The sequence below is a fragment of the Saccharomonospora saliphila YIM 90502 genome, assembly GCF_000383795.1.
Lineage (GTDB): Bacteria > Actinomycetota > Actinomycetes > Mycobacteriales > Pseudonocardiaceae > Saccharomonospora > Saccharomonospora saliphila.
The window spans coordinates 58,789-81,640 of record NZ_KB912619.1; the positions used below are offsets into that span (position 1 = coordinate 58,789).

The following is a 22,852-nucleotide window of genomic DNA, read 5'->3' on the forward strand; positions in this document are numbered from 1 at the left end:
GGCCGCCAGCAGCCGCCGGATGCCGCGCGCGGCCGCGCGCACCCTCGGGCCGGACAGGCCGTCGGCGAGATCCTCCGAGACGTGCCGCGCCGTCTCCAGCAGCACGCCCGAATCCCGTGGGCGCCGGGACCGCGGTGAGCCCTTGTGCGGACGGAGACGTCCTCCGGGGATCGACATGTCGCTCCAGCTTCCTCGGCGGGCGGTGCAGGCGAATCTAACCGGGTGGCCGCCGGCGCGGGAAGTCCGCGACCGGAGCGGAGGGTGACGTAACGCTCAAAACACGTAAACAGGACTGTTCCACCGTCCGGGTGAGACCCATAATCGGCACCCATGACGACGGCACGGCACCTCCCGGCGATCCGGGTGTCCCGACCGGCGTCGACGCTGGTCGCGAGTCCCGTCCCCCGCGTGACGGGTATCCGCGGCACGAGGTGTGACGGCGCGATGCTCGGGTGTGGTGACCTGCGACGTCGATCTCGAAGCCGCACGGATCGTTAGATTCGGCAAGTAAGATCACGGGTGCAGTGCCCGATGTTCACCGACCGGGAGGGGTTGACGACACAAACATGAGCACAGCACCCCCCACGAAGCGCAAGCTGTTCAGCCGCACGTCCTGGCGGGAGTGGAAACAGGTCACCGACATCCTCAGGCAGGAGACCGTCGGTGGCATGTTGCTCCTGACCGGTGCGGTGGTGGCGCTGGTGTGGGCCAACTCGCCGTGGTCGGAGGCCTACACGGCCATGCGCGAGTTCACCATCGGCCCGGAGTCGCTCCACCTGAATCTCGACCTCTCGCACTGGGCCGCCGACGGCCTGCTGGCGATCTTCTTCTTCGTGGTGGGCCTTGAGCTCAAACGCGAGTTCGTGGCCGGTGAGCTGCGTGACCCCCGCCGGGCCGCGGTGCCCGTCGCCGCCGCCGTTGGCGGGGTGGTCCTCCCGGCCCTGATCTACGTCGTGATCAACCTCGGCGATCCCTCCGCGCTGCGGGGCTGGGCCATCCCCACCGCCACCGACATCGCCTTCGCCGTGGCCGTGCTCGCCGTCGTCGGCCGGTTCCTGCCGTCGGCGCTGCGGGTGTTCCTGCTGACACTGGCCGTGGTCGACGACCTCATCGCCATCACGATCATCGCCGTCTTCTACACCGATGAGCTGTCCGTGGTGCCGCTGCTGCTCACGCTGGTGCCGCTGGCGGTGTTCACACTGCTCGTGCAGCGCCGGGTCCGGTCGTGGTGGCTGCTCATCCCGCTCGGCGTGGTGACCTGGGCGCTCGTGCACGCCTCCGGGGTGCACGCGACCGTGGCGGGCGTGCTCCTCGGCTTCGCGGTGCCCGCGTTGCAACGCAAGGGCGAATCCGTGGGTCTCGCCGAGCACTTCGAGCACCGGTGGCGGCCGATCTCGGCAGGCGTGGCCGTGCCGATCTTCGCCCTCTTCGCCGCGGGGGTCGCCTTCGGCGGGCTCGACGGGCTGATCGAGGCGCTGGGTGACCCGGTGGCGCTCGGGATCGTCGGCGGTCTCGTGCTCGGCAAGGCGATCGGCATCTTCGGCACGACCTTCGTCATGGGCCGCTTCACCCGGGCCGAGCTGGACAGCGACATCGCCTGGATCGACGTGCTGGGTCTCTCCCTGCTCGCGGGGATCGGGTTCACCGTGTCGTTGCTGGTCGGCGATCTCGCCTTCGGCGCGGGCGGGGAGCGCGACGAGCTTGTCAAGATCGCGGTGCTGTGCGGCTCGCTGCTCGCGGCGATACTGGCCACGGTGATCCTGCGTCTGCGCAACCGGGTCTACCGCCGCGTCCACGAACGGGAGACCCGGGACGCCGACCGGGACGGCATCCCGGACATCTACCAGTAACCCCGTCCACCCACCCCCTGTTGGCGTGTCGGCAAGGCCTCCTTTCCTGCGTTCAACGCAGTGAAGGAGGCCTTGCCGACGGTCACGGCGGGTAGGGCGGCAGAGGGTGTGGTATCCGGAGTGGTGGGTGAGGCCCGGGGCGGACCCGCACCACGCGGAGCCCGGGTGCTGGCCTAGACTCGGACATCCGGTCCGTGCTAGACCCCTGGTCGCCGGGCCGGCGTCACCAGACCGACACAGTCCCGGCGAGGAGATAACGTTGAAGAGCACCGTCGAGCAGCTGAGCCCGACGCGCGTGAAGATCAATGTCGAGGTGCCGTTCGACGAGCTCAAACCGAACTTCGACCGCGCCTACCGCAAGATCGCTCAGCAGGTCCGGATCCCAGGTTTCCGTCCGGGCAAGGCCCCGGCCCGCGTTCTCGAGAGCCGTATCGGCCGTGCCCCGGTGCTCGACGAGGTCGTCAACGAGGCCATCCCGGCGAAGTACATGGAAGCGGTGCGCAGTGGTGAGGTGCGCACGCTCGGTCAGCCCGACTTCGAGGTGACCAAGCTCGAGGACCGCGAGGTGCTCGAGTTCAGCGCCGAGGTCGACGTCCGCCCCGACATCACCCTGCCCGACCTCGGCGACATCACGGTCAGCGTGGACGACGTTGAGCTCGACGAGTCCGAGGTCACCGAGCAGCTCGACGAGCTGCGCGCGCGGTTCGGCACGCTGACCGGCGTCGACCGCCCCGCCCAGCACGGGGACTTCGTCTCCCTCGACCTGTCCGCGACCGTGGATGGCGAGGAGGTCCCCGATGCCTCGACGACCGGGCTGTCCTACGAGATCGGCTCGGGTCAGCTCGTGGACGGCATCGACGACGCCATCATCGGCGCGGGCGAGGGGGAGACCAGGCATTTCACCACCCAGCTCGTCGCCGGTGAGCACGCGGGTCGCGACGCCGACGTGAGCGTCACGGTGAACTCGATCAAGGAGCGCGAGCTGCCCGAGCCGGACGACGAGTTCGCCCAGCTCGCGAGCGAGTTCGACACCATCGACGAGCTCACCGACGACCTGCGGGAGCGCCTGCGCCGGATGAAGCGCGTGCAGCAGGGCGTGCAGGCCCGGGACAAGGTGCTGGACGAGCTGCTGGACCGCGTCGACGTGCCGATGCCCGACCAGATCCTCGAGCAGGAGATCTCCAACCGCAAGCACGACGCGATCCACGAGTTCGACCACGACGAGGAGGCCTACAAGCGCTCCCTCACGGCCCAGGGCGGCGACCCGGAGGAGTGGGAGAACGAGGTCCGGACCGAGGCGGAGAAGTCGGTGCGTACCCAGCTGCTGCTCGACGCCCTCGCCGACCAGCGCGACGTCAACGTCGACGACTCCGAGCTCACCGAGCGCATCATCTACCAGGCGCAGCGGTACGGGATGAACCCGGACGAGTACGTGCGGCGCGCGCAGGAGGCCAACCAGCTCGGTGCGATCTACGCTGACGTGCGCCGGGGCAAGGCGCTGGCCGAGATCGTGCGCGAGGTGACGGTGACCGACCAGTCGGGCTCCACTCTCGACCTGAGCGAGTTGTTCGGGTCCGAGCAGGACGGCGAGTCGGACGAGGGCGAGCGGGAGGCCACCCCGGAGGCCACCGCCCCGGAGACCACCGCGTCGACTGAGGACGGTGCGGACAGCGCCGCGAACGAGGGAGCCACCGCCACCGACCGGTGAGTACTTCTCATGCTCTCAGCGAACTCGGGCGGTGTCAGGCCATCTGCACCGCCCGAGTTCGTTAGGGTCGGTGACAAGATCTCCAGACTTTTTCGAAAAGGCAGGCAGACGTGACGCAGAAGATGCCAGAGGGGCGGACCGGCACCGCGGGGCTCAACCTGACCGACTCGGTGTACGAGCGGCTGCTCCAGGAACGCATCGTCGTCCTCGGCTCCGAGGTCAACGACGAGGTCGCCAACCGCATCACCGCGCAGTTGTTGCTGCTGGCCGCCGAGGACCCGCAGGCCGACATCCGCTTCTACATCAACTCGCCCGGTGGCTCGGTGACGGCCGGTTTCGCCATCTACGACACCATGCAGCTGATCGAGCCGGACGTGGCCACCTACGCGATGGGCCTCGCCGCGTCGATGGGCCAGTTCCTGCTGTCCTCGGGCACGCCCGGCAAGCGGTACTCGCTGCCGCACGCGCGCATCCTGATGCACCAGCCGTCCGCCGGGGTGGGCGGCACCGCGTCGGACATCGCCATCCAGGCCGAGGTGTTCGGCAAGTGGAAGCACGAGCTGGCGCGCATCACCGCTGAGCAGACCGGTCAGACCACCGAGCAGATCCTCGCCGACAGCGACCGGGACCGCTGGTTCACCGCGACCGAGGCCAAGGACTACGGCTTCGTCGACCAGGTGCTCACCCGCGACAACCCGACGCCGAACTCGAACTGACCGGGCAGTGAAGGAGGAGAACATGAACAACTTCTATCCGCAGGCCCGGTACGACCTTCCCCAGTCGCGCTACGTGCTGCCCTCCTACGTGGAGCGCACGAGCTACGGGATCAAGGAGTCGAACCCGTACAACAAGCTGTACGAGGAACGGCAGATCATGCTCGGCGTCCAGGTGGACGACGCCTCGGCCAACGACGTGATGGCCCAGTTGCTGCACCTGGAGCACGAGGACCCCGACCGCGACATCATCATCTACATCAACTCGCCGGGTGGCTCCTTCACCGCGCTGATGGCCATCTACGACACGATGCAGTACGTGCGGCCGGACATCCAGACGGTCTGCCTGGGCCAGGCGGCTTCGGCGGCGGCCGTGCTGCTGGCGGCAGGGACCAAGGGCAAGCGCCTCGCGCTGCCGAACGCCCGCGTGCTGATCCATCAGCCGGCCACCGAGGGCGCCTACGGGCAGGTATCCGACCTCGAGATCCAAGCCCGGGAGATCCAGCGGGTGCGTAGCCTGATGGAGAACACGCTGGCCAAGCACACGAACAAGTCGGCCGCCGACGTGCGCGCCGACATCGAGCGCGACAAGATCCTCACGCCGGAAGAGGCCAAGGAGTACGGCATCATCGATCAGGTGCTGGAGTACCGCAAGGCCTCGGCCGACTGAGACGTCCAGGGCCGTGGCCGGGAGGCGGGCGGCGTGTCGACGCGCGGCACCCGCCCGCCTCCGGCAGTAGAGTGGTCTCCTGCGCGTGATTCGGGCGCGACGCTCCCGCTGAGCGCGTAGGGCGGGTACCGTCAGTGGCAACGCACGACACAGGTGTCTTCGGCACCGGAGGGGACGAGGTCAGCGGTCATGGCACGGATCGGGGACGGCGGAGACCTGCTGAAATGTTCTTTCTGCGGGAAGAGCCAGAAACAGGTGAAAAAGCTCATCGCCGGGCCCGGCGTATACATCTGTGACGAGTGCATCGAGCTCTGCAACGAGATCATCGAGGAGGAGCTCGCCGAGGCAGGCGACGTCAAGCTCGACGAACTGCCCAAGCCCGCCGACATTCACGAGTTCCTTGAGCAGTACATCATCGGCCAGGATGACGCCAAGCGAACGCTCGCGGTGGCGGTGTACAACCACTACAAGCGCATCCAGTCCGACTCCAAGGGCCCGAAGGAGTCGAAGGACGAGCCGGTGGAGCTGGCCAAGTCCAACATCCTGATGCTCGGGCCGACCGGCTGTGGCAAGACCTACCTCGCGCAGACCCTGGCCAAGCTGCTCAACGTGCCGTTCGCGATCGCCGACGCCACCGCGCTCACCGAGGCAGGTTACGTCGGCGAGGACGTCGAGAACATCCTGCTCAAGCTCATCCAGGCCGCCGACTACGACGTCAAGCGCGCCGAGACCGGCATCATCTACATCGACGAGGTCGACAAGATCGCGCGCAAGTCCGAGAACCCCTCGATCACGCGGGACGTCTCGGGCGAGGGCGTGCAGCAGGCGCTGTTGAAGATCCTGGAGGGCACGACCGCCTCGGTGCCGCCGCAGGGCGGGCGCAAGCATCCCCACCAGGAGTTCATCCAGATCGACACCACGAACGTGCTGTTCATCGTGGCGGGCGCGTTCGCGGGTCTCGAGAAGATCATCAACGACCGCATCGGCAAGCGCGGTCTCGGTTTCGGCGCGGAGATCCGCACCCAGCGCGAGATCGAGGAGAGCGACGTCTTCAGCGACACGATGCCCGAGGATCTGATCAAGTTCGGCCTGATCCCGGAGTTCATCGGGCGCGTCCCGGTGGTGGCCAACGTGACCAACCTCGACAAGCAGTCGCTGGTGCGCATCCTCACCGAGCCGCGCAACGCGCTGACCAAGCAGTACACCAAGCTGTTCGAGATCGACAACGTCGAGCTGGAGTTCACCAAGACGGCGTTGGAGGCGATCGCGGACCAGGCGTTGCTGCGCGGCACGGGTGCCCGTGGCCTTCGGGCGATCATGGAGGAGGTCTTGCAGCCGGTGATGTATGACATCCCGAGTCGCGACGACGTCGCCAAGGTCGTGATCACCGAGCAGACCGTCCGGGAGAACGTCAATCCGACGATCGTGTCGCGCCAGCCGTCGCGGCGCCAGCGTGAGCGGGGGGAGAAGTCTGCCTGATCCGGCAGCGACCGCTACTCTCCGGTGTCATGAGTCCTCTTTCCGTCTCCCGTCCCGCTCCGTCCCCCGAAGGCGATGAGGTCGCGTCCCGGGGCTCCGCCGTTGACGTGGACCCGCCGGGGATGATTCCGTGCGCGGCGACGGTCGATGAGCTGGCGCGGGGTGTGGTGACCGCTGCCGGGCTGCGCAACCCTGTCGTGCACCGAGGGCTGGTCGGCACGCTGGGCGTGCTCGCGGTGGTGTGCCTGCTCGCGTCGGTGACCCGGGCCTCCGCGCTGCCGCTGGTGCCACTCGCGCCGTGGGTGGCCGCGGCTGTCGGTGTGTGGCTGGCGCGGACGGCACGGGACGACCGGCACCTGGTGGGCGCCGTGACCCTGTTCGCCGTTGGGGTCGCGATCAGCCTGTGGACCATGTCGTTCGTCGCCCGTTACCTCACCTGAGGTTTATCGGAGGGGCGGCCGGGATACTCCGTACCCGGCAGTAGGGTCGAGGAAGAGGACGCGGGTGGTCGTGACAGCTGCACTCCGCGAGAGCACCGGTCAGGGGTTCTCGCACGAGGCGCTGTTCTATTCCGACGACGCGAGCTATCTGGCGGGAACGGTTCCGTTCGTTCGCGAGGGTCTGGCTCGGGGCGAGCCGGTCGCGGTCGCGGTCCCGTCCGCCCGGCTGACATCGCTGGCCGACGCGCTGGCCGACGACGCGCGCCACGTCCGGCTGATCGACATGGAGGAGGCGGGGCGCAATCCGGGCCGCATCATCCCGTCGGTGCTGCGTGCCTTCGCCGACGCGCACAGCAGCCGGGTGCGCATCATCGGCGAGCCGATCTGGGCGGGGCGGACCGACTACGAGTACCCCGCGTGCGTGCAACACGAAGCGCTGATCAACGCCTCGTTCGCCGGGCGGGAGGCGACCATCCTGTGCCCGTACGACGCGAGCATGCTCGACGCGTCGGTGCTCGCCGACGCCGAGGCCACCCACCCCGTGCTCGTGGACGCCAACGGCTGTCGCGAGAGTCCGTGCTACGCGCCCGACGAGGCGTTCGAGCGGCAGAACCACCCGCTGACGGTGCCGGACGGCGCGGTGTCGACCACCTTCGACCTCGACACCATGGCCGGGGCACGCCACGTCGGAACCGCCTTCGCCGCCGACGCCGGGGTGGCGGGCCAGCGGCTGCAGGACGTGGCGTTGGTCATCGGGGAGCTGTGCGCCAACAGTGTCCAGCACGGCGGAGGTGGTGGCGTGCTGCGGATGTGGCGGTCGGACGACGGCGTGGTGTGCGAGGTCGCCGATCAGGGGCAGCCGACCGACAAGCTGGCGGGCAGGCGTCCCGCGTCGCCCTATCAGGACGGCGGACGGGGGCTGCTGTTGGTCAACCAGGTCGCCGAACTCGTCCGGACCCACGTCGGTCCGGACGGAATGACGATGCGCGTGTCCCTGTCCTCCTCGTGATCACCCACAGGCGTCACGAAGCGGACTCGGCGTCGTCGACCCGCTCACCCGTGTAGAGGTTCATGCTCGATCCGCGCAGGAAGCCGACGAGAGTGATGCCGCTGTCCTCGGCGAGTTCCACCGCCAGCGACGACGGGGCGGAGACCGCGGACACGAGCGGCACGCCCGCCATCGTGGCTTTCTGAACCAGTTCGAACGAGGCCCGGCCGGAGAGCAGCAGGCCGAGGTCGTGTGCGGGCACCCGGCCCTGGAGCAGGGCCCAGCCCAGCACCTTGTCGACCGCGTTGTGCCTGCCGACGTCCTCCCGCACGACGGCGAGCGAGCCGTCGGCGGTGAACAGCGCGGCGGCGTGCAGGCCGCCGGTGGAGGCGAACACCCGCTGCCGCTCGCGGAGTGCGTCGGGCAGCGTGGACAGCACGGTGCTGGGGACGCTGAACGCCGAGGCGGTGGGGTCGAAGCGGCTGCGCACCCGGACGGCGTCGAGGGCGGCCTTGCCACACACCCCGCACGAGGACGTGGTGTAGAAGTTGCGCCGCACCCCCACGTCCGGCTCGGCCAGCCCGTCGGCGGGCAGCACGTCGAGCACGTTGTAGGTGTTGCGGCCGTACTCGTCGACGCTGTCGCAGTAGCGGGCGGCGGCGACGTCCTCCCGCGCGGCGATGACGCCCTCGGAGAGCAGGAACCCGTGCGCGAGCTCGACGTCGTGGCCGGGCGTGCGCATCGTGACCGCCAGCGCCTGGCCGCCCAGGCGGAGTTCGAGCGGTTCCTCCGCGGCCAGCGCGTCCGGCTTGCGCCGCGCCCCGTCCGGGCCCAGCGCCCGGACCGGCCTGCGGACCGTCACCCGTCCCATCGGCGAATCACCCCGTTCCGGTGCCGCGTCCTCGCCTGGTCCCATGATGCCCCGCCGTGCGGCGGTCCGCGCCAGTGGTGCCCCCGTGTGCCTGCGCGGGCACGCGCCCGCCGTCTAGGCTCTCGACCATGCTCATCGCCGAGGATCTGGCCCTGTTGCTGTTCGACGACGACGCACTCGCACCCGTCAGCGGTGCCGCGAATCTGGAGTACTCGCTCGCCGGCGCGCTGCTCATCGAGCTCGCGGTGCGGGACCGCATCGACGTCGCGCCCGGGGCGCTCGCGGACACCGCCCCCGGGGCGCTCGCGGACACGGCGGGGCAGACCGGGGGAGACGGCGGTGCCCGTGCGGAAGGGCCCGGACCGGAGGCGCTCGTCGTGCTCGACGCGGAATCCACGGGGATCTCCGTCCTCGACGGCGCGCTCACCACGGTCGCCGAGAGGGCGGGGGCCAAGCCGACCGACGCGCTGGGTGCGCTCGCGGGCCGGACGCCCTCGGCCGAGCTGCTCGCCGGGCTCGCCGACCGGGGCATCCTGCGGCGTGCGGACGGGCGCATCGCCGGGCGGGCCCCGACCGAGGACTGGGCCGAGCAGGACCTGGAGCACGGCAGGCACGTGCGTGCCGAGCTGCACCGGGTGTTGGTCGAGGGCGGCGAACCGGACGAGCGCACCACGGCTCTGATCGCGCTGTTGACGGGCACCGACACGGTCGCGCGGGTGCTCGGTGCCGAGGCCGACCCGGCCGAGGTCAAACGTCGCGCCGACCGGATCGCCGAGGGCAACCGGGCGCGGGACGCGCTGCGCGAGCCCGTCGAAAAGATCACCGCCGCGGTCGTGGCGGCTCTGTTCGTGCCGACGCTGGTCACTCCGCCCACCCCGTGAGGCCGCGGGCCGGGTCTCGACGCGGAGGCGGTGCGGCCGGTGGTCGCCGGCTTTCCTAGACTTGTCCTCCGTGACCGACAGCGCAGCACCGAAGACCGACCTGCCCAGTGCCTGGAACCCGGCCGAGGAGGAGGCCGAGCTGTACCGGCGCTGGGTAGCCGGGGGCTACTTCACGGCCGATGCCGCGTCGGACAGGCCGCCGTTCACGATCGTGCTGCCGCCGCCCAACGTCACCGGCAGCCTGCACATGGGCCACGCCCTCAACCACACGTTGATGGACGCGATGAGCAGGCGCAGGCGCATGCAGGGCTACGAGGTGCTGTGGCTGCCCGGCATGGACCACGCGGGCATCGCCACGCAGAACGTGGTCGAGCGGGAGCTGGCCGGTGAGGGCCTGTCGCGGCACGACCTCGGCCGGGAGCGGTTCGTCGAGCGCGTCTGGCAGTACAAGGCCGAGTACGGCGGGCGCATCCTGGACCAGATGAAGCGCCTCGGTGACGGCGTCGACTGGTCGCGCGAGCGGTTCACCATGGACGACGGCCTGTCCCGGGCCGTGCAGACGATCTTCAAGCGGCTCTACGACGAGGGACTGGTCTACCGGGCCGAGCGCATCATCAACTGGTGCCCCCGCTGTCTGACCGCGCTCTCCGACATCGAGGTCGACCACAGCGACGACGAGGGCGAGCTGGTGTCGATCCGGTACGGGGAGGGCGACGCGTCGGTGGTCGTGGCGACCACCCGCGCGGAGACGATGCTGGGGGACACGGCCGTGGCCGTGCACCCCGACGACGAGCGCTACGCCCACCTCGTCGGCACGGAGGTGGAGCTGCCGCTGACCGGGCGCCGGATTCCCGTTGTCGCGGACAGCCATGTGGACCCGGAGTTCGGCACCGGCGCGGTCAAGGTGACCCCGGCGCACGACCCGAACGACTTCGAGATCGGCAGGCGGCACGACCTGCCCATGCCCGCGATCATGGACGAGCGGGGCGTGGTCACCGCGCACGGCCCGTTCGAGGGAATGGACCGGTTCGAGGCGCGGCCCGCGGTCGTGGCGGCGCTGCGCGAACAGGGCCGCATCGTGTCGGAGAAGCGTCCCTACACCCACGCCGTCGGGCACTGCTCGCGGTGCGACACGGTCGTGGAGCCCCGGCTGTCGTTGCAGTGGTGGGTGCGCGTGGAACCGCTGGCGAAGGCGGCAGGCGATGCCGTGCGGGACGGCCGGGTGGCGGTGCACCCGCCGGAGCTGGCCAAGCGCTACTTCGACTGGGTCGACAACATGCACGACTGGACGATCTCGCGCCAGTTGTGGTGGGGCCACCGCATTCCGGTGTGGTATGGCCCGAACGGCGAGACGGTGTGCGTCGGCCCGGACGAGGAGCCGCCGAGCGGTCCCGGCTGGCGGCAGGACCCGGACGTGCTCGACACCTGGTTCTCGTCCGGGCTGTGGCCGTTCTCCACGATGGGCTGGCCCGACGACACCGCCGATCTGGCCAAGTTCTACCCGACCAGTGTGCTGTCCACCGGGTACGACATCCTGTTCTTCTGGGTCGCCCGCATGATGATGTTCGGCCTGTACGCGATGCGGGACAACGGGCCGCAGCGGGCGGTTCCGTTCGAGCACATCTACCTGCACGGTCTGATCCGCGACGCCCACGGCAGGAAGATGTCGAAGTCGCGGGGCAACGTCCTCGATCCGCTGGATTGGATGGAGCGCTTCGGCGCCGACGCCACGCGGTTCACCCTGGCCCGGGGCGCGAACCCGGGCGCGGACATGGCACTGGCCGAGGAGTGGGCCGCCGGCGCGCGCAACTTCTGCACGAAGCTGTGGAACGCGAGCAGGTTCGCCATCTCCAACGGTGCCACCGCCGCCCAGCCGTTGCCGGAGCCGGGTGAGCTGACCGAGGCGGATCGCTGGATTCTGGGCAGGCTCAACACGGTGGTCACCGAAGCCGACGCCCTGCTCGAGGACTTCCAGTTCGCCAAGGCCACCAACCTGCTCTACCACTTCACCTGGGACGAGCTGTGCGACTGGTACCTGGAGCTGGCGAAGGTGCAGCTCTCGGGGAACACCGCCGACGGCACTCGCGCGGTGCTCGGCCACGTGCTCGACATCGTGCTGCGGATGCTGCACCCGATCGTGCCGTTCATCACCGAGCGGTTGTGGACCACGCTCACGGGCGGGGAGTCGGTGGTGATCGCGCACTGGCCCGAGCCGCGACGGCTGGGTCTCCCTGAGCCCGACACCGCGGCCGAGGGCCGGATCGCCGACGTGCAGAAGCTCGTCACCGAGATCCGCCGCTTCCGCTCCGACCAGGGGCTCAAGCCGGGACAGCGGGTGGCCACCCGGCTCTCCGGAGACGGCTTCGGCGCGCTGGAAGGGCACGAGGACGCCGTCCGGACGCTGGCCCGGCTCACCGATCCCGGCGCCGGGTTCACCGCGACCGCCTCGCTCGACGTCTCACTGGCTTCCGGCACGGTCACCGTCGAGGTGGACACCTCGGGGGCGATCGACGTCGACGCCGAGCGCAAGCGGCTGCGCAAGGACCTCGCCTCGGCCGAGAAGGAACTGGCACAGACCGAGGGCAAGCTCGGCAATCAGTCCTTCCTGGACAAGGCGCCCGCCGACGTAGTGGACAAGATCCGCGCCCGCCGCGACACCGCCGCCGCCGACATCGAGCGGATCACCGCGCGACTGACCTCACTCGGCTCCTGATACTCCGGTCGCACCGGCGGCGCCGGTGAGGTGGTCGCGCAACACCTCCGCGACACCCTCCATGCCCGCGCGGCGTGGGTGGTAGGAAGCGGCGGCGAGAAGGTCCGTCTCCTGTCCCTGGATCCAGGCCTCGGCTCCGGCGCAGGCATCGTGGCCGCGGGAGGCCGGGCGCAGGTCGACGAAGGTCGCCGCGTCGACCTCCGAGGCTGCCGTGGAGAGGGCGTCGTTGAGCGCCTCCTCGACCCCGCGCAGCCAGGGATAATCGCCGTCGGCGAAGGGCAGCACCTCGGGGCAGGTTCCGGACTCCGGCGCGATGCGCGGGTAGCCGACCAGCAGGATCGTCGCCTCCGGCGCACGGTCCCGCGCTCCGCGCAGGACCGTGGCGACCCGGTCCCCGGTGTCGGCGATGGCCTCGAGCAGCGTGTCGGTGCCGTCGACGGTGAAGTGCTCCCGGCACGGCGCGCCCTCGGGGTCGGTCTCCCGCAACGGCGGACAGGTGCTGATCACGTCGCCGAACACGCCGTGGTCGTTGCCGCCGATGCCGAGCGTGACCAGGTCGGTGTGCGGGCCGAGCGCGTCGAACTGGGGCGGGTTGACGCCGAGCGTGACCTCCTGGGGGCGGGTCATGTGCGTGGTGTCGGCGCCGCCACAGCTCACGTCGGTGAGCCAGGTCCAGTCCAGTGCCCGCGCCAGTAGCGACGGGTAGTTGTTGGTGGAGCGCACGCAGCCGGGCGGGTCGAGGCGCGGGAACGGGATCAGCGGCCCGGAGGTGTAGGAGTCGCCGAGTGCGACGTAGTGGGTCAGGCCGGTTGCGGACACGGTGCCGCGCGGGCCGGTGGGACGCTCCGCCGCGGCGACCCCGCCCGCTGAGACGAGGACGACCACGAGTGACACGAGGACGGTGACCAGGCTTCTTCGGCGGCGCATGGTTCTCAGTTCTATCCGTTCGGGGCGAGTCGGCGGATCTTCCGATCGGGTGGTGACGGTGGGTGCGACTCCCGGATTTCGGTCCGTAACGAACGTCGTTACGCATCAATCCGGACTACTTTTGTTTGACATGCACATAAGAACGACTATCGTGCGCACTCATGACTGTGACTGGCCTCACCGACGAGGTGGAGCCGCTCGTGCGCATGCGGGGCGTCTCCAAACAGTTCTGGGGCAACGAGGTGCTGCGGGACGTCGACCTCGAGCTGTATGCGGGTCGTGTGCACGCGCTCGTGGGGGAGAACGGCGCGGGCAAGTCCACGCTCATGAAGATCCTCGCGGGGGTGCACCGGGCGGACGCGGGCACCGTCGAGCTGGACGGGCAGCGGGTGGAGTTCGCCTCTCCGCGGCAGGCGCAGGCCGCCGGGATCTCGATCGTCCACCAGGAACTCAACCTGCTGGACGACCGCACCGTGGCCGAGAACGTGTTCCTCGGCTCCGAACCGGTGCGGCGCGGCACCGTCGACCGCGGGCGGATGGAGGCCGACACCGCCGCGCTGCTCGACGACCTCGGGGCCGAGGGCATCTCACCCCGGGACCCGGTGCGCCGGCTGCCGGTGGCGCAGCGTCAGGTCGTGGAGATCGTCAAGGCGCTGGCCTTCGACGTGCGCGTGCTCGCGATGGACGAGCCGACGGCGGCGCTGGCGGACAACGAGGTGGAGCTGCTCTACGGGCTGGTGCGCCGGTTGTGCGACCGCGGCATCGCGGTGCTCTACGTCTCCCACCGGCTGACCGAGGTGTTCGACCTCTCCCACCAGATCACCGTGCTCAAAGACGGTGCCCTCGTCACCTCGTGTCCGGCGTCCGAGCTGGACAGCGACCGGCTCGTGCGGCACATGGTGGGCCGGTCGCTCGAGGCGCTGTTTCCGCCTCGGGCGGAGGCCTCCTCGCTCGGGGACACCCGGTTGCGGTTGCGCGACTGCGGCAACCTTCGGCTCGACGGCATCACCCTCGACGTCCGCGCCGGGGAGATCGTGGGGCTGGCCGGGCTCCAGGGCGCGGGCCGCTCCGCCGTCGCGCGGGCCGTGTGCGGCATCGAACCGTTCCGCACGGGAACGGTGGAGCTGGACGGAGGGCGGGTGCGCCTGCGTACGCCCCGCGCGGCGGTCCGGCACGGCATCGCGCACGTCACCGAGGACCGCAAGGGGGAGGGACTGGCGCTGCGCCAGTCCGTTCGGGACAACGCGTTGCTCGTGCGCCGGGCGGCCTTCGGCCGTGGGCGCGGCGGGCTCGACCTCGGCGCCCTTCTGGATTCGGTCACCGTCGTCGCGCGCTCGCCGGAGCAGGAGGTGCGCTACCTGTCGGGCGGTAACCAGCAGAAGGTGGTCCTGGCCAAATGGCTGGCCGTCGAACCGCGCGTCCTCGTCGTCGACGAGCCCACCCGGGGTGTCGACGTGGGGGCCAAGCAGACCGTCTACGAGTTGCTGCGCGGGCTGGCCGCCGAGGGCGTCGCCATTTTGATGATCTCTTCGGAACTTCCCGAACTGATCGGGATGAGCGACCGCGTGCTCGTCCTGCACGACGGCCGGATCGCGGGCGAGCTGCCCGCGGGCCCGTCGGAGGAGGCCGTGATGCGCCTGGCCACGGGCCACGAGGTCACCGAGGAGGCCGCATGAGCCAGGATCGCCGACGGCTCGGTGCGGCCGACCGGGTGCGGGTGTCCCGCGAAACGGAGGAGGCCGCATGAGCCAGGCGACGCTTTCCGCGCCGCGTGACCGCCGGTCGTGGACGGCCGCGCTGGCGACCCCGGTCGCCGGTGTGTACGCGGCACTGGTGCTGGTCCTGATCATCGGCAGCGTGCTGGTCGGCCTCAGCGGCGGCGTGCTGCTCGACCAGGGCGGCGTGCTCAACATCCTCACGCGCAGCACGGCGCTCGGCCTGGTCGCCATCGGACAGACGATGGTGATCCTGACCGGCAAGCTCGATCTGTCGGTGGCCTACCTCGTCGGGCTGTGCTCGCTGATCGGCGCCGAGACGATGGCGGGCGATCCGGGGATGATCGTGCCCGCCGTGCTGCTCACCCTCGCGGTCGCCGCCGGGGTGGGGCTGGCCAACGGCCTGATCGTGACGAAGTTGAAGGTGAACGCCTTCATCGCGACCTTGGGCACCGGCCTGGTGATCCGGGGCTACCTCGAGCACTCCTACGACGGCCCCTCGGGAAACGTGCCACGGCTTTTCCAGCACCTGGGCTACGACCGCATCGGCCCGGTCCCGGTCTCGGCGTTTCTGATGCTGGGACTCGCGTTGCTGGCATGGTGGTTTCTGACCCGCACGCGTGGTGGGTACCACGTCTACGCCGTCGGCGGTGATGAGGAGGTCGCCCGGTTCTCGGGCATCCGCACCGAGCGCACGGTGCTCACGGTGCACGTGCTGTGCTCGGTGGCCGCGGGGCTGGCCGGGCTGTTCCTGGCAAGCAGGCTCGGCTCCGGGGCCCCCTGGGTCGGCACCGACGCGGTGTACGACCTCGAGTCGATCGCCGCCGTGGTGCTGGGCGGAACGCTGCTGGCCGGGGGGCGCGGCGGCATCGCGGGCACGGTCGGCGGTGTGCTGATCCTGGCGACGCTGGACACGGTCTTCGACGACCTCGGCGTCGACCCGTTCTTCAAGGACGTGGTGCGCGGCGTCGTGCTGATCGTCGCGGTCGCGTTGTACGCCAGGCGACGGAGGACGTCCCGATGACCGACACCGATCCCACGACGACCGGTCCCACGACGACTGGCGCCGGGACACGGAACCGCGCGTTCCGCCTCGCCGACGGCACCGGGCCGGTGCTGGCGGTGCTGGCCGTGCTGCTGGTGGCGCTGGCGTTCGTCGGCCCCGCCTACAGCGACCCGGCCGGATATCTGGCCCTGCTCAAGCGGGCGGCGCCGCTGATGATCCTGGCGATCGGGCAGTACTTCGTCATCGTCAGTGGCGGTTTCGACCTGTCGGTCGGCTCGCTGGTCACCGCCTGCGTGGTGATCGCCGCGCGACTGATCGACGGCCAGGAGCAGGCGACGCTCTGGGTGATCCCGCTGCTGCTGGCCTTCGGCGCGGCCGTCGGCCTTGTCAACGGGCTGGTGACGACGCGGCTGCTGGTGCCGTCGTTCATCGTCACGCTCGGGATGCTGCTCGTGCTCGACGGCGCGGTGATGCTGTGGACCGGAGGGGCTCCGCGCGGCGCGCTGTCCGAGGCGTTCCGCGTGGTCGGCAGGGAGGGCTTCGAGGTGCCCGTGCTCGGCCAGGTGCCGTGGTCGGTGCTGCTGCTGGCGGCGCTGGTGGTCGCCGCGGTGGTCTTCATGCGCGGGTCCACCGGGCGCACGCTGGTCGCCGTCGGCGACAACGCCACCGCCGTACGGTTCGGCGGCGGGCACGTCGAGCGTGTCCGCACGCTCGCGTTCGTGCTCTCCGGGCTGTCGGCCGCGGTGGCGGCGATCCTGCTCGGCGGGTTCGCGGGGGTGTCCGCGCAGGTGGGCGACGGCCTGGAGTTCCGGGTCATCACCGCGGTCGTGCTGGGCGGTGTCGTCCTCGGCGGCGGCCGGGGCTCGGTCGTGGCCGCGATGGCGGGCGCGCTCACGCTGGAGACGTTGTTCTCCCTGCTCACCCTGCTCGGGGTTTCCGGCGGACTCGAGTCCGCCGTGCAGGGCCTCATCATCATCGCCGCCGTGGCCTACGCGGGCCTCGGGCGGGGCACGTTCCGGACAAGGAGAACCACATGAGACGTACCGTTTCGACCGTCGCGGCCGTGGGCGCCCTCGCGCTCGCGACGGCGTGTTCGAGTGAGCTTCCCTCCGACACGGGGGCGCCCGGTTCCGCGGGCCCGGAGAGCGGCGCGCAGGGCGAGTTCTTCGACGCCGACGAGTACGAGCGCCAGCTCGCGCTGCGGGAGACCGAGCCGGAAGGGCCCGCCGACCGCCCGTGGGAACAGGCGCTGGAGCCGGAGATGGTCGACACCTCCGACTACGCCACCGACGGGCCGTACCACCTGTGCTTCTCGAACGCCTCGGTGGACAACCCCTGGCGGCAGGTCGGCTGGACCACGATGCAGGCCGAAGCCGATCAGCACGACGAGATCTCGCGGTTCACCGTGCTCGACGCCGAGGCCAAGGACGACAAGCAGATCAGCGACATCGCCTCGCTGACCGAGCAGGGCTGCGACGCGCTGATCGTCTCGCCGAACACGACGGCGACCCTGACCCCGGCCGTGGAACAGGCTTGCGGCAGCGGCATGCCGGTGATCGTCTTCGACCGTGGTGTCAACACCGACTGCCCGGTGACCTTCATTCACCCCATCGGCGGTTACGCGTTCGGCGCCACGGCGGCGGAGTTCCTCGCCGACGAGGTCGGCGACGGCGGCACGGTGCTCGGTCTGCGGGTGCTGCCGGGTGTGGACGTGCTCGAACACCGCTGGGCCGCCGCGCAGCGGGTGTTCGACGAGCGCGGCATCGAGGTGGTCGGCTCCGAGTTCACCGAGAACGACAACGCCACCGCCAAGCGCATCGTCAGCGACTACCTCCAGCGCGAGGGGCGGATCGACGGCATCTGGATGGACGACGGCACCGCGGCCGTGGCGGTGCTCGAGGCGTTCGAGGACGCCGGGATGGAGCCGCCCGCGATCTCGGGTGAGGACCAGCAGCAGTTCCTGGAGAAGTGGAAGGCCGAGGACCTCACCGCGACCGCGCCGACCTATCCGACCTACCAGTGGCGCACGCCGGTGATCGCCGCGCTGAAGATCCTCGGTGGCGAACAGGTCCCGCGCGAGTGGATTCTGCCGCAGCCGACGGTGACCTCGGACAACCTCGACCGCTACCTCACCGAGGGCATGCCCCCGCTGCACTACGCGCTCTGCGGCTGCCAGGACATGCCCGGCTATCCCGACCGCTGGCAGTGACCCGACCGCTCGAGCGAAGGGGCAACGACGTGAGCCGGAAGGGGACGACATGAGCACGACACCGACGCGGCACGCGATCGGCGTCAACACCTGGGTGTGGACCTCGCCGTTGACGGGGGCGGAGCTGCGCACGCTCGTGCCCAGGATCGCCGCCGACGGGTTCGACGTGGTCGAGCTGCCCGTGGAGAACGTCGGCGATTGGGACCCGGACGAGGCGGCGAACCTGCTCGCCGACCACGGGCTCGGCGCGTCGGTGGTGCTGGTGTTCTCGCCAGGGCGGGAACTGGTCGAGGCCGACGCCGCCACGGTGCGCTCCACACAGGACTACCTGCGCCGGTGCGTCGACATCGCCGCGCGGCTCGGCGCGCCCGCCGTGAGCGGGCCCGCCTACGCCTCGGTGGGGCGCACCTGGCGGATGGGTGAGCGCGAACGGGCTGCGTGCGTGCGCCGCTGGCGTGAGGCCGTGGCGCCGGTGCTCGACCACGCCCGCGACCACGGAGTCGTGCTCGGCGTCGAACCGCTCAACCGGTACGAGACGAGCCTGTTCAACACGGTGGCGCAGACGCTGGAGGCGATTGACGGGCTTCCGGCGTGCGGGGTGGCGCTCGACGTCTACCACCAGAACATCGAGGAGACCGACATCGGCGCCGCGATCCGGTCGGCGGCCGGGCGGATCGCCCACGTGCAGGTGTGCGCCAACGACCGGGGCTCGCCAGGCCGGGACCACCTCGACTGGCCCGGTGTGCTGTCCGCGCTCGCGGACGCGGGCTACACCGGGCCGCTGTGCCTTGAGTCGTTCACCGCGCACAACGACAGCATCGCCACGGCCGCCTCGATCTGGCGGCCCCTGGCCCCGAGCCAGGACGCGCTCGCGGCCGATGGCCTCGCGTTCCTGAGGGAGGTGATGCCCCGGAGTTGACCCGCCCGCCGAGAGGCGGCTCGTGGACGGCGCCGGCACGCCGGGGAATCTCATCGGCTCTTCCCGCAGACGTGAGGAACACATGAGTAGACGAAGAAGATCGTTGTCGCGCTGGGGCGCGGCCTCCGTGGGCGCACTGCTCGCCGCGGGCCTGACCCCGGGGATCGCGCAGGCGCACGAGGAATTCCACGCCCTGCTGTTCACCAAGACGGAGGGGTACCGGCACCAGTCCATTCCCGCCGGTGTCTCGATGTTCTCCGACCTGGCCTCGGAGCACCACTTCACCTTCGACCACACCGAGGACTCCAGCGTCTTCAACGACGAGGACCTGGCCGACTACGACGTCATCATCATGTTCCAGACCTCGGGCATGGTCTGGGAGAACGACGCCGAGCGCCAGGCGATGAAGGACTACATCGACCGCGGCGGCGGCATCGCGGCCATTCACAACGCGACCGACATGGGGATCGAGAACGACTTCCCGTGGTGGGACGACGTGGTCAACGCGGGCGCGCACATGCCGTCGCACTCGCCGGGCGTGCTCGACGGCACCGCGCACGTCACCGACCACGTGCATCCCTCCACCGAGGACCTTCCCGCGCGGTGGGACCGCCCGGAGGAGTGGTACAACTTCGACAAGAGCGTGCGTGGTGAGGCGCACGTGCTCGTGTCGGCCGACGAGTCGACCTACGAGCCCGGTCCGGACGCGATGGGCCCCGACCACCCCATTTCCTGGTGCCGCGACGTCGGCAAGACCCGGATCTGGGCGACCGCGATGGGCCACGACACCGCCGCCTACAGCGAGCCCGAGTTCATCCAGCACGTGCTCGGCGGGGTACGCACCGCCGCGGGCGTGGTCGAGGCGGACTGCTCGGCGACCGTGGACGACGCGTTCGAGAAGGTGACGCTGGACTCCGACACCCAGGCTCCGGTGGCCATGGACATCGCCCCCGACGGGCGGGTGTTCTACACCGAGATCCTCGGCCAGGTGCGCGTCTACGACCCCGAGGCGAAAAGCACGTCCACCGCACTCGACCTCGACGTCTACTCCGGTGGTGAGGACGGCGTCGTCGGCCTGGTGCTGGACCCGGACTTCGCCGAGAACGGCTGGCTGTACCTGTACTACTCGCCGCCCGGGGACGAGGAGATCAACCGGGTGTCGCGGTTCACCGTCGAGGGGAACACGATCGCGGCGGACTCCGAGGTGCCGGTCATCGACATTCCGGCCTCGCGGCGTGAGGAGCCCGGGCACACCGGTGGCTACCTGACCTTCGGCCCGGACGGTGACCTCTACATCGGCGTCGGCGACGACACCAACCCGTTCGAATCCGGCGGCTACAGCCCGATCGACGAGCGGGACGGACGGGATCTGTTCGACGCGCAGAAGACGTCGGCCAACACCAACGACCTGCGCGGCAAGATTTTGCGTGTCACGCCGGAGGACGACGGCGGGTACAGCATCCCCGAGGGCAACATGTTCGCCCCCGGCACCGAGCGGACCCGGCCGGAGATCTACGCGATGGGCTTCCGCAACCCGTTCCGGTTCACCGTGGACACCGACGGCACGATCTACATGGCCGACTACGGTCCGGACGCGGGTTCTGCCGACCCGGAGCGCGGCCCGGACGGCAAGGTCGAGTGGAACATCATCCGCGAGCCGGGCAACTACGGCTGGCCGTACTGCGTCGGGAACAACATTCCGTACCACGACTACGACTTCGCTACCGGCGAGTCGGGTGCGGAATTCGACTGCGCCAACCCGGTGAACGACTCGCCGAACAACACCGGGCTGACCGAGCTGCCCGCCGCGCAGCCCGCCGACGTCTGGTACGGCTACGGCGAGTCGGCCGAGTTCCCGATCCTGGGCACCGGCGGCGCGGCTCCGATGGGTGGTCCGGTGTACCGGTTCGACCCTGAGCTCGACTCGGAGGTCAAGTTCCCCGAGTACTACGACGGCAAGCCGTTCTTCTACGAGTGGGCGCGCAACGATCTCTATTCGATCTCGCTGGACGACCAGGGTGAGGTGATGCGGCTCGACCCGTGGCTGACCAGCCAGGAGACGCTGGCGCCGATGGACATGCGCTTCGGGCCCGACGGTGCGCTGTACCTGCTGGAGTGGGGCGGCGGCTACGGCCGCGACAACCCGGACTCGGGGCTGTACCGGATCGAGTACAACCAGGGTGACCGGCAGCCGGTGGTTCAGGCGTCGGCGAGCGTGACCTCGGGTCCGAGTCCGCTGGAGGTGTACTTTTCCAGCGAGGGCTCCCACGACCCCGAGGGCACCGACGTGACCTACGCGTGGGACTTCGGTGACGGGGCGACCTCCACGGAGCCGAACCCCACGCACACCTTCACCGAGAACGGGCAGTACACCGTCCAGCTCCGGGTCACCGACGCCACCGGCGAGACCGGCGCGGCGAACGTGACCGTGACGGTGGGCAACACCCAGCCCGAGGTGGAGGTGACCACTCCCGTCGAGGGCGGCTTCTTCGAGTTCGGGGACCGGGTGCCCTTCACCGTCGACGTCACCGACCCGGAGGACGGTGAGATCGACTGCTCCCGGGTGGTCGTACAGCCCTCGCTCGGGCACGACTCGCACGGGCACCCGGTCGATCCGATCAACGCCTGCGAAGGCGTGTTCGAGACCATCGCCGACGACGGGCACGCCGGGGCCAACGTCTACTACTCCGTGGACGCCTCGTACACCGACGCGGGCGGCGAGGGCGCGCCCGAGCTCACCGGACGCGACACCGTGATGCTCCAGCCGAAGCACAAGCAGGCGGAGTACTTCACCTCGTCCTCGGGCATCCGTGTGGTCTCGCAGGAGGGCGCGGAGAGTGGCAACCGGATCGGCGACATCAACGACGGTGACTGGATCTCGTTCACCCCGGTGAACTTCTCCGGCATCGACGAGGTGTCGCTGCGGGTGTCGGCTCCGGACGGTCGCGGTGGCGCGGTCGAACTGCGCGCCGGTGCGGCGGACGGGCCGGTCGTGGCCACCGTCGACGTGCCCGCCACGGGCGGCTGGAACGACTACGTCCAGCTGCCTCCTGTGGAGGTCACCGACCCGGGTGGCACCACGGAGCTGTTCGCCGTGTTCCGGGGTGAGATGGCGAGCCCCTTCGACCTCGACTCGCTGACCTTCGTCGGCGACGGCGTCGCGATCACCGACGACCAGCCGCCGTCGGTGCGGGTCTCCGGTGTCACCGACGGGGCCACTCTCGGCGACTCGAACACGGTCACGCTGGGCTGGGAGGCGACCGACGAGGGCTCCGGCGTCGCCCGGACCGCCGCCACTCTCGACGGGGACGCGATCGAGAACGGCACGGAGCTCGCGCTGCACACGCTGGAGCTGGGTGAGCACGAGCTGACGGTCACCGCGACCGACGAGGCGGGCAACACCGCCGAGCACACGGTGACGTTCACGGTGACCACCTCGTTGGACGACCTCCGTGCCCTGGTCGGCGCCTTCGCCGAGGACGGCCGCATCGAGGCGGAGACGGCGGAGTCGCTCACCGACCGGCTCGACGCGGCGGAGCGGGTCAAGCGCCGCAACGTCCACGCGGCGACACGGGTGCTCGCCTCGTTCGCCGAGGACGCCCGGGACCGGATCTCGGACGAGGAGGTGAAGGCGGTACTGGTCCGCGACGCCGAGGCGCTCATCGAGCGCTGGCGCGAGTGACGGACCGGTGACAGACGCGGGGGCGGGTGCCGGGTCGCCCCCGCAACCGCCGGTGCCGTGGTGGTCGCGCGCGGGCCGACG

17 protein-coding genes and 1 pseudogene are annotated in these 22,852 nt (G+C 70.2%); 15 read left to right on the plus strand and 3 right to left on the minus strand.

Going from position 1 to position 22,852, the window contains the following annotated elements; all coding sequences use genetic code 11:
* Positions 1-177: pseudogene (locus SACSA_RS27150) on the minus strand (sensor histidine kinase); the annotation flags it as partial.
* Between the two features lie 389 nt (positions 178-566).
* Here SACSA_RS27150 and nhaA point away from each other — a divergent pair.
* The 7 genes from nhaA to SACSA_RS0102995 all read left to right on the plus strand — a co-directional run bounded on the left by nhaA (position 567) and on the right by SACSA_RS0102995 (position 7,869).
* Positions 567-1,850 carry a Na+/H+ antiporter NhaA gene (gene nhaA, locus SACSA_RS0102965; protein ID WP_019813365.1) on the plus strand — a complete coding sequence of 428 codons (1,284 nt, stop codon included), beginning with the start codon at positions 567-569 and terminating at the stop codon, positions 1,848-1,850.
* A 259-nt stretch (positions 1,851-2,109) separates the two neighbouring features.
* Complete coding sequence (tig, locus tag SACSA_RS0102970; protein ID WP_019813366.1) at positions 2,110-3,558, plus strand: trigger factor; 1,449 nt, start codon at positions 2,110-2,112, stop codon at positions 3,556-3,558.
* Positions 3,559-3,668: 110 nt separating this feature from the next.
* Positions 3,669-4,274 carry a ClpP family protease gene (locus SACSA_RS0102975; protein WP_019813367.1) on the plus strand — a complete coding sequence of 202 codons (606 nt, stop codon included), beginning with the start codon at positions 3,669-3,671 and terminating at the stop codon, positions 4,272-4,274.
* Between the two features lie 22 nt (positions 4,275-4,296).
* Entirely contained in the window at positions 4,297-4,941 is a 645-nt protein-coding gene (locus SACSA_RS0102980; RefSeq protein WP_028661475.1) for an ATP-dependent Clp protease proteolytic subunit, read from the plus strand.
* 189 nt (positions 4,942-5,130) lie between these two features.
* Positions 5,131-6,420 (plus strand): ATP-dependent Clp protease ATP-binding subunit ClpX, encoded by a 1,290-nt coding sequence (clpX, locus tag SACSA_RS0102985; protein ID WP_019813369.1) that lies wholly within the window; start codon positions 5,131-5,133, stop codon positions 6,418-6,420.
* A 29-nt stretch (positions 6,421-6,449) separates the two neighbouring features.
* The gene (locus SACSA_RS0102990) at positions 6,450-6,860 is read left to right on the plus strand and encodes a hypothetical protein (RefSeq protein ID WP_232212816.1); all 411 of its coding nucleotides are present in this window, start codon (positions 6,450-6,452) and stop codon (positions 6,858-6,860) included.
* A 64-nt stretch (positions 6,861-6,924) separates the two neighbouring features.
* Positions 6,925-7,869, plus strand: a complete 945-nt coding sequence (locus SACSA_RS0102995; protein ID WP_019813371.1) for an anti-sigma factor RsbA family regulatory protein — start codon at positions 6,925-6,927, stop codon at positions 7,867-7,869.
* Between the two features lie 13 nt (positions 7,870-7,882).
* Here SACSA_RS0102995 and fdhD read toward each other — a convergent pair whose 3' ends face one another.
* Positions 7,883-8,719, minus strand: a complete 837-nt coding sequence (gene fdhD / locus SACSA_RS0103000) for a formate dehydrogenase accessory sulfurtransferase FdhD (RefSeq protein ID WP_019813372.1) — start codon at positions 8,717-8,719, stop codon at positions 7,883-7,885.
* 128 nt (positions 8,720-8,847) lie between these two features.
* Here fdhD and SACSA_RS0103005 point away from each other — a divergent pair, with 128 nt between their 5' ends.
* Both SACSA_RS0103005 and SACSA_RS0103010 read left to right on the plus strand, forming a co-directional pair.
* Positions 8,848-9,600: a GOLPH3/VPS74 family protein gene (locus SACSA_RS0103005; RefSeq protein ID WP_019813373.1), complete on the plus strand. Its 753-nt coding sequence runs from the start codon at positions 8,848-8,850 to the stop codon at positions 9,598-9,600.
* A gap of 61 nt (positions 9,601-9,661) precedes the next feature.
* Positions 9,662-12,313: a valine--tRNA ligase gene (locus tag SACSA_RS0103010; protein WP_019813374.1), complete on the plus strand. Its 2,652-nt coding sequence runs from the start codon at positions 9,662-9,664 to the stop codon at positions 12,311-12,313.
* Here SACSA_RS0103010 and SACSA_RS0103015 read toward each other — a convergent pair.
* Positions 12,299-13,240, minus strand: coding sequence for an SGNH/GDSL hydrolase family protein (locus SACSA_RS0103015; RefSeq protein WP_019813375.1), 942 nt, complete (start codon positions 13,238-13,240; stop codon positions 12,299-12,301). The genes SACSA_RS0103010 and SACSA_RS0103015 overlap by 15 nt on opposite strands.
* Before the next feature lie 161 nt (positions 13,241-13,401).
* Here SACSA_RS0103015 and SACSA_RS0103020 point away from each other — a divergent pair, with 161 nt between their 5' ends.
* The 6 genes from SACSA_RS0103020 to SACSA_RS0103045 all read left to right on the plus strand — a co-directional run bounded on the left by SACSA_RS0103020 (position 13,402) and on the right by SACSA_RS0103045 (position 22,771).
* The gene (locus SACSA_RS0103020; protein ID WP_019813377.1) at positions 13,402-14,916 is read left to right on the plus strand and encodes a sugar ABC transporter ATP-binding protein; all 1,515 of its coding nucleotides are present in this window, start codon (positions 13,402-13,404) and stop codon (positions 14,914-14,916) included.
* A 67-nt stretch (positions 14,917-14,983) separates the two neighbouring features.
* Positions 14,984-15,979, plus strand: a complete 996-nt coding sequence (locus SACSA_RS0103025; RefSeq protein WP_019813378.1) for an ABC transporter permease — start codon at positions 14,984-14,986, stop codon at positions 15,977-15,979.
* Positions 15,976-16,998 carry an ABC transporter permease gene (locus SACSA_RS0103030; RefSeq protein WP_019813379.1) on the plus strand — a complete coding sequence of 341 codons (1,023 nt, stop codon included), beginning with the start codon at positions 15,976-15,978 and terminating at the stop codon, positions 16,996-16,998. The genes SACSA_RS0103025 and SACSA_RS0103030 overlap by 4 nt, the downstream gene beginning before the upstream one ends.
* Positions 16,995-18,170 (plus strand): substrate-binding domain-containing protein, encoded by a 1,176-nt coding sequence (locus SACSA_RS0103035; protein WP_019813381.1) that lies wholly within the window; start codon positions 16,995-16,997, stop codon positions 18,168-18,170. Before SACSA_RS0103030 ends, SACSA_RS0103035 begins: the two co-directional genes overlap by 4 nt.
* 49 nt (positions 18,171-18,219) lie before the next feature.
* Positions 18,220-19,089 (plus strand): sugar phosphate isomerase/epimerase family protein, encoded by an 870-nt coding sequence (locus tag SACSA_RS0103040; RefSeq protein ID WP_019813383.1) that lies wholly within the window; start codon positions 18,220-18,222, stop codon positions 19,087-19,089.
* Positions 19,090-19,171: 82 nt separating this feature from the next.
* Positions 19,172-22,771 (plus strand): ThuA domain-containing protein, encoded by a 3,600-nt coding sequence (locus SACSA_RS0103045; RefSeq protein ID WP_028661477.1) that lies wholly within the window; start codon positions 19,172-19,174, stop codon positions 22,769-22,771.
* Positions 22,772-22,852: the final 81 nt, after the last annotated feature.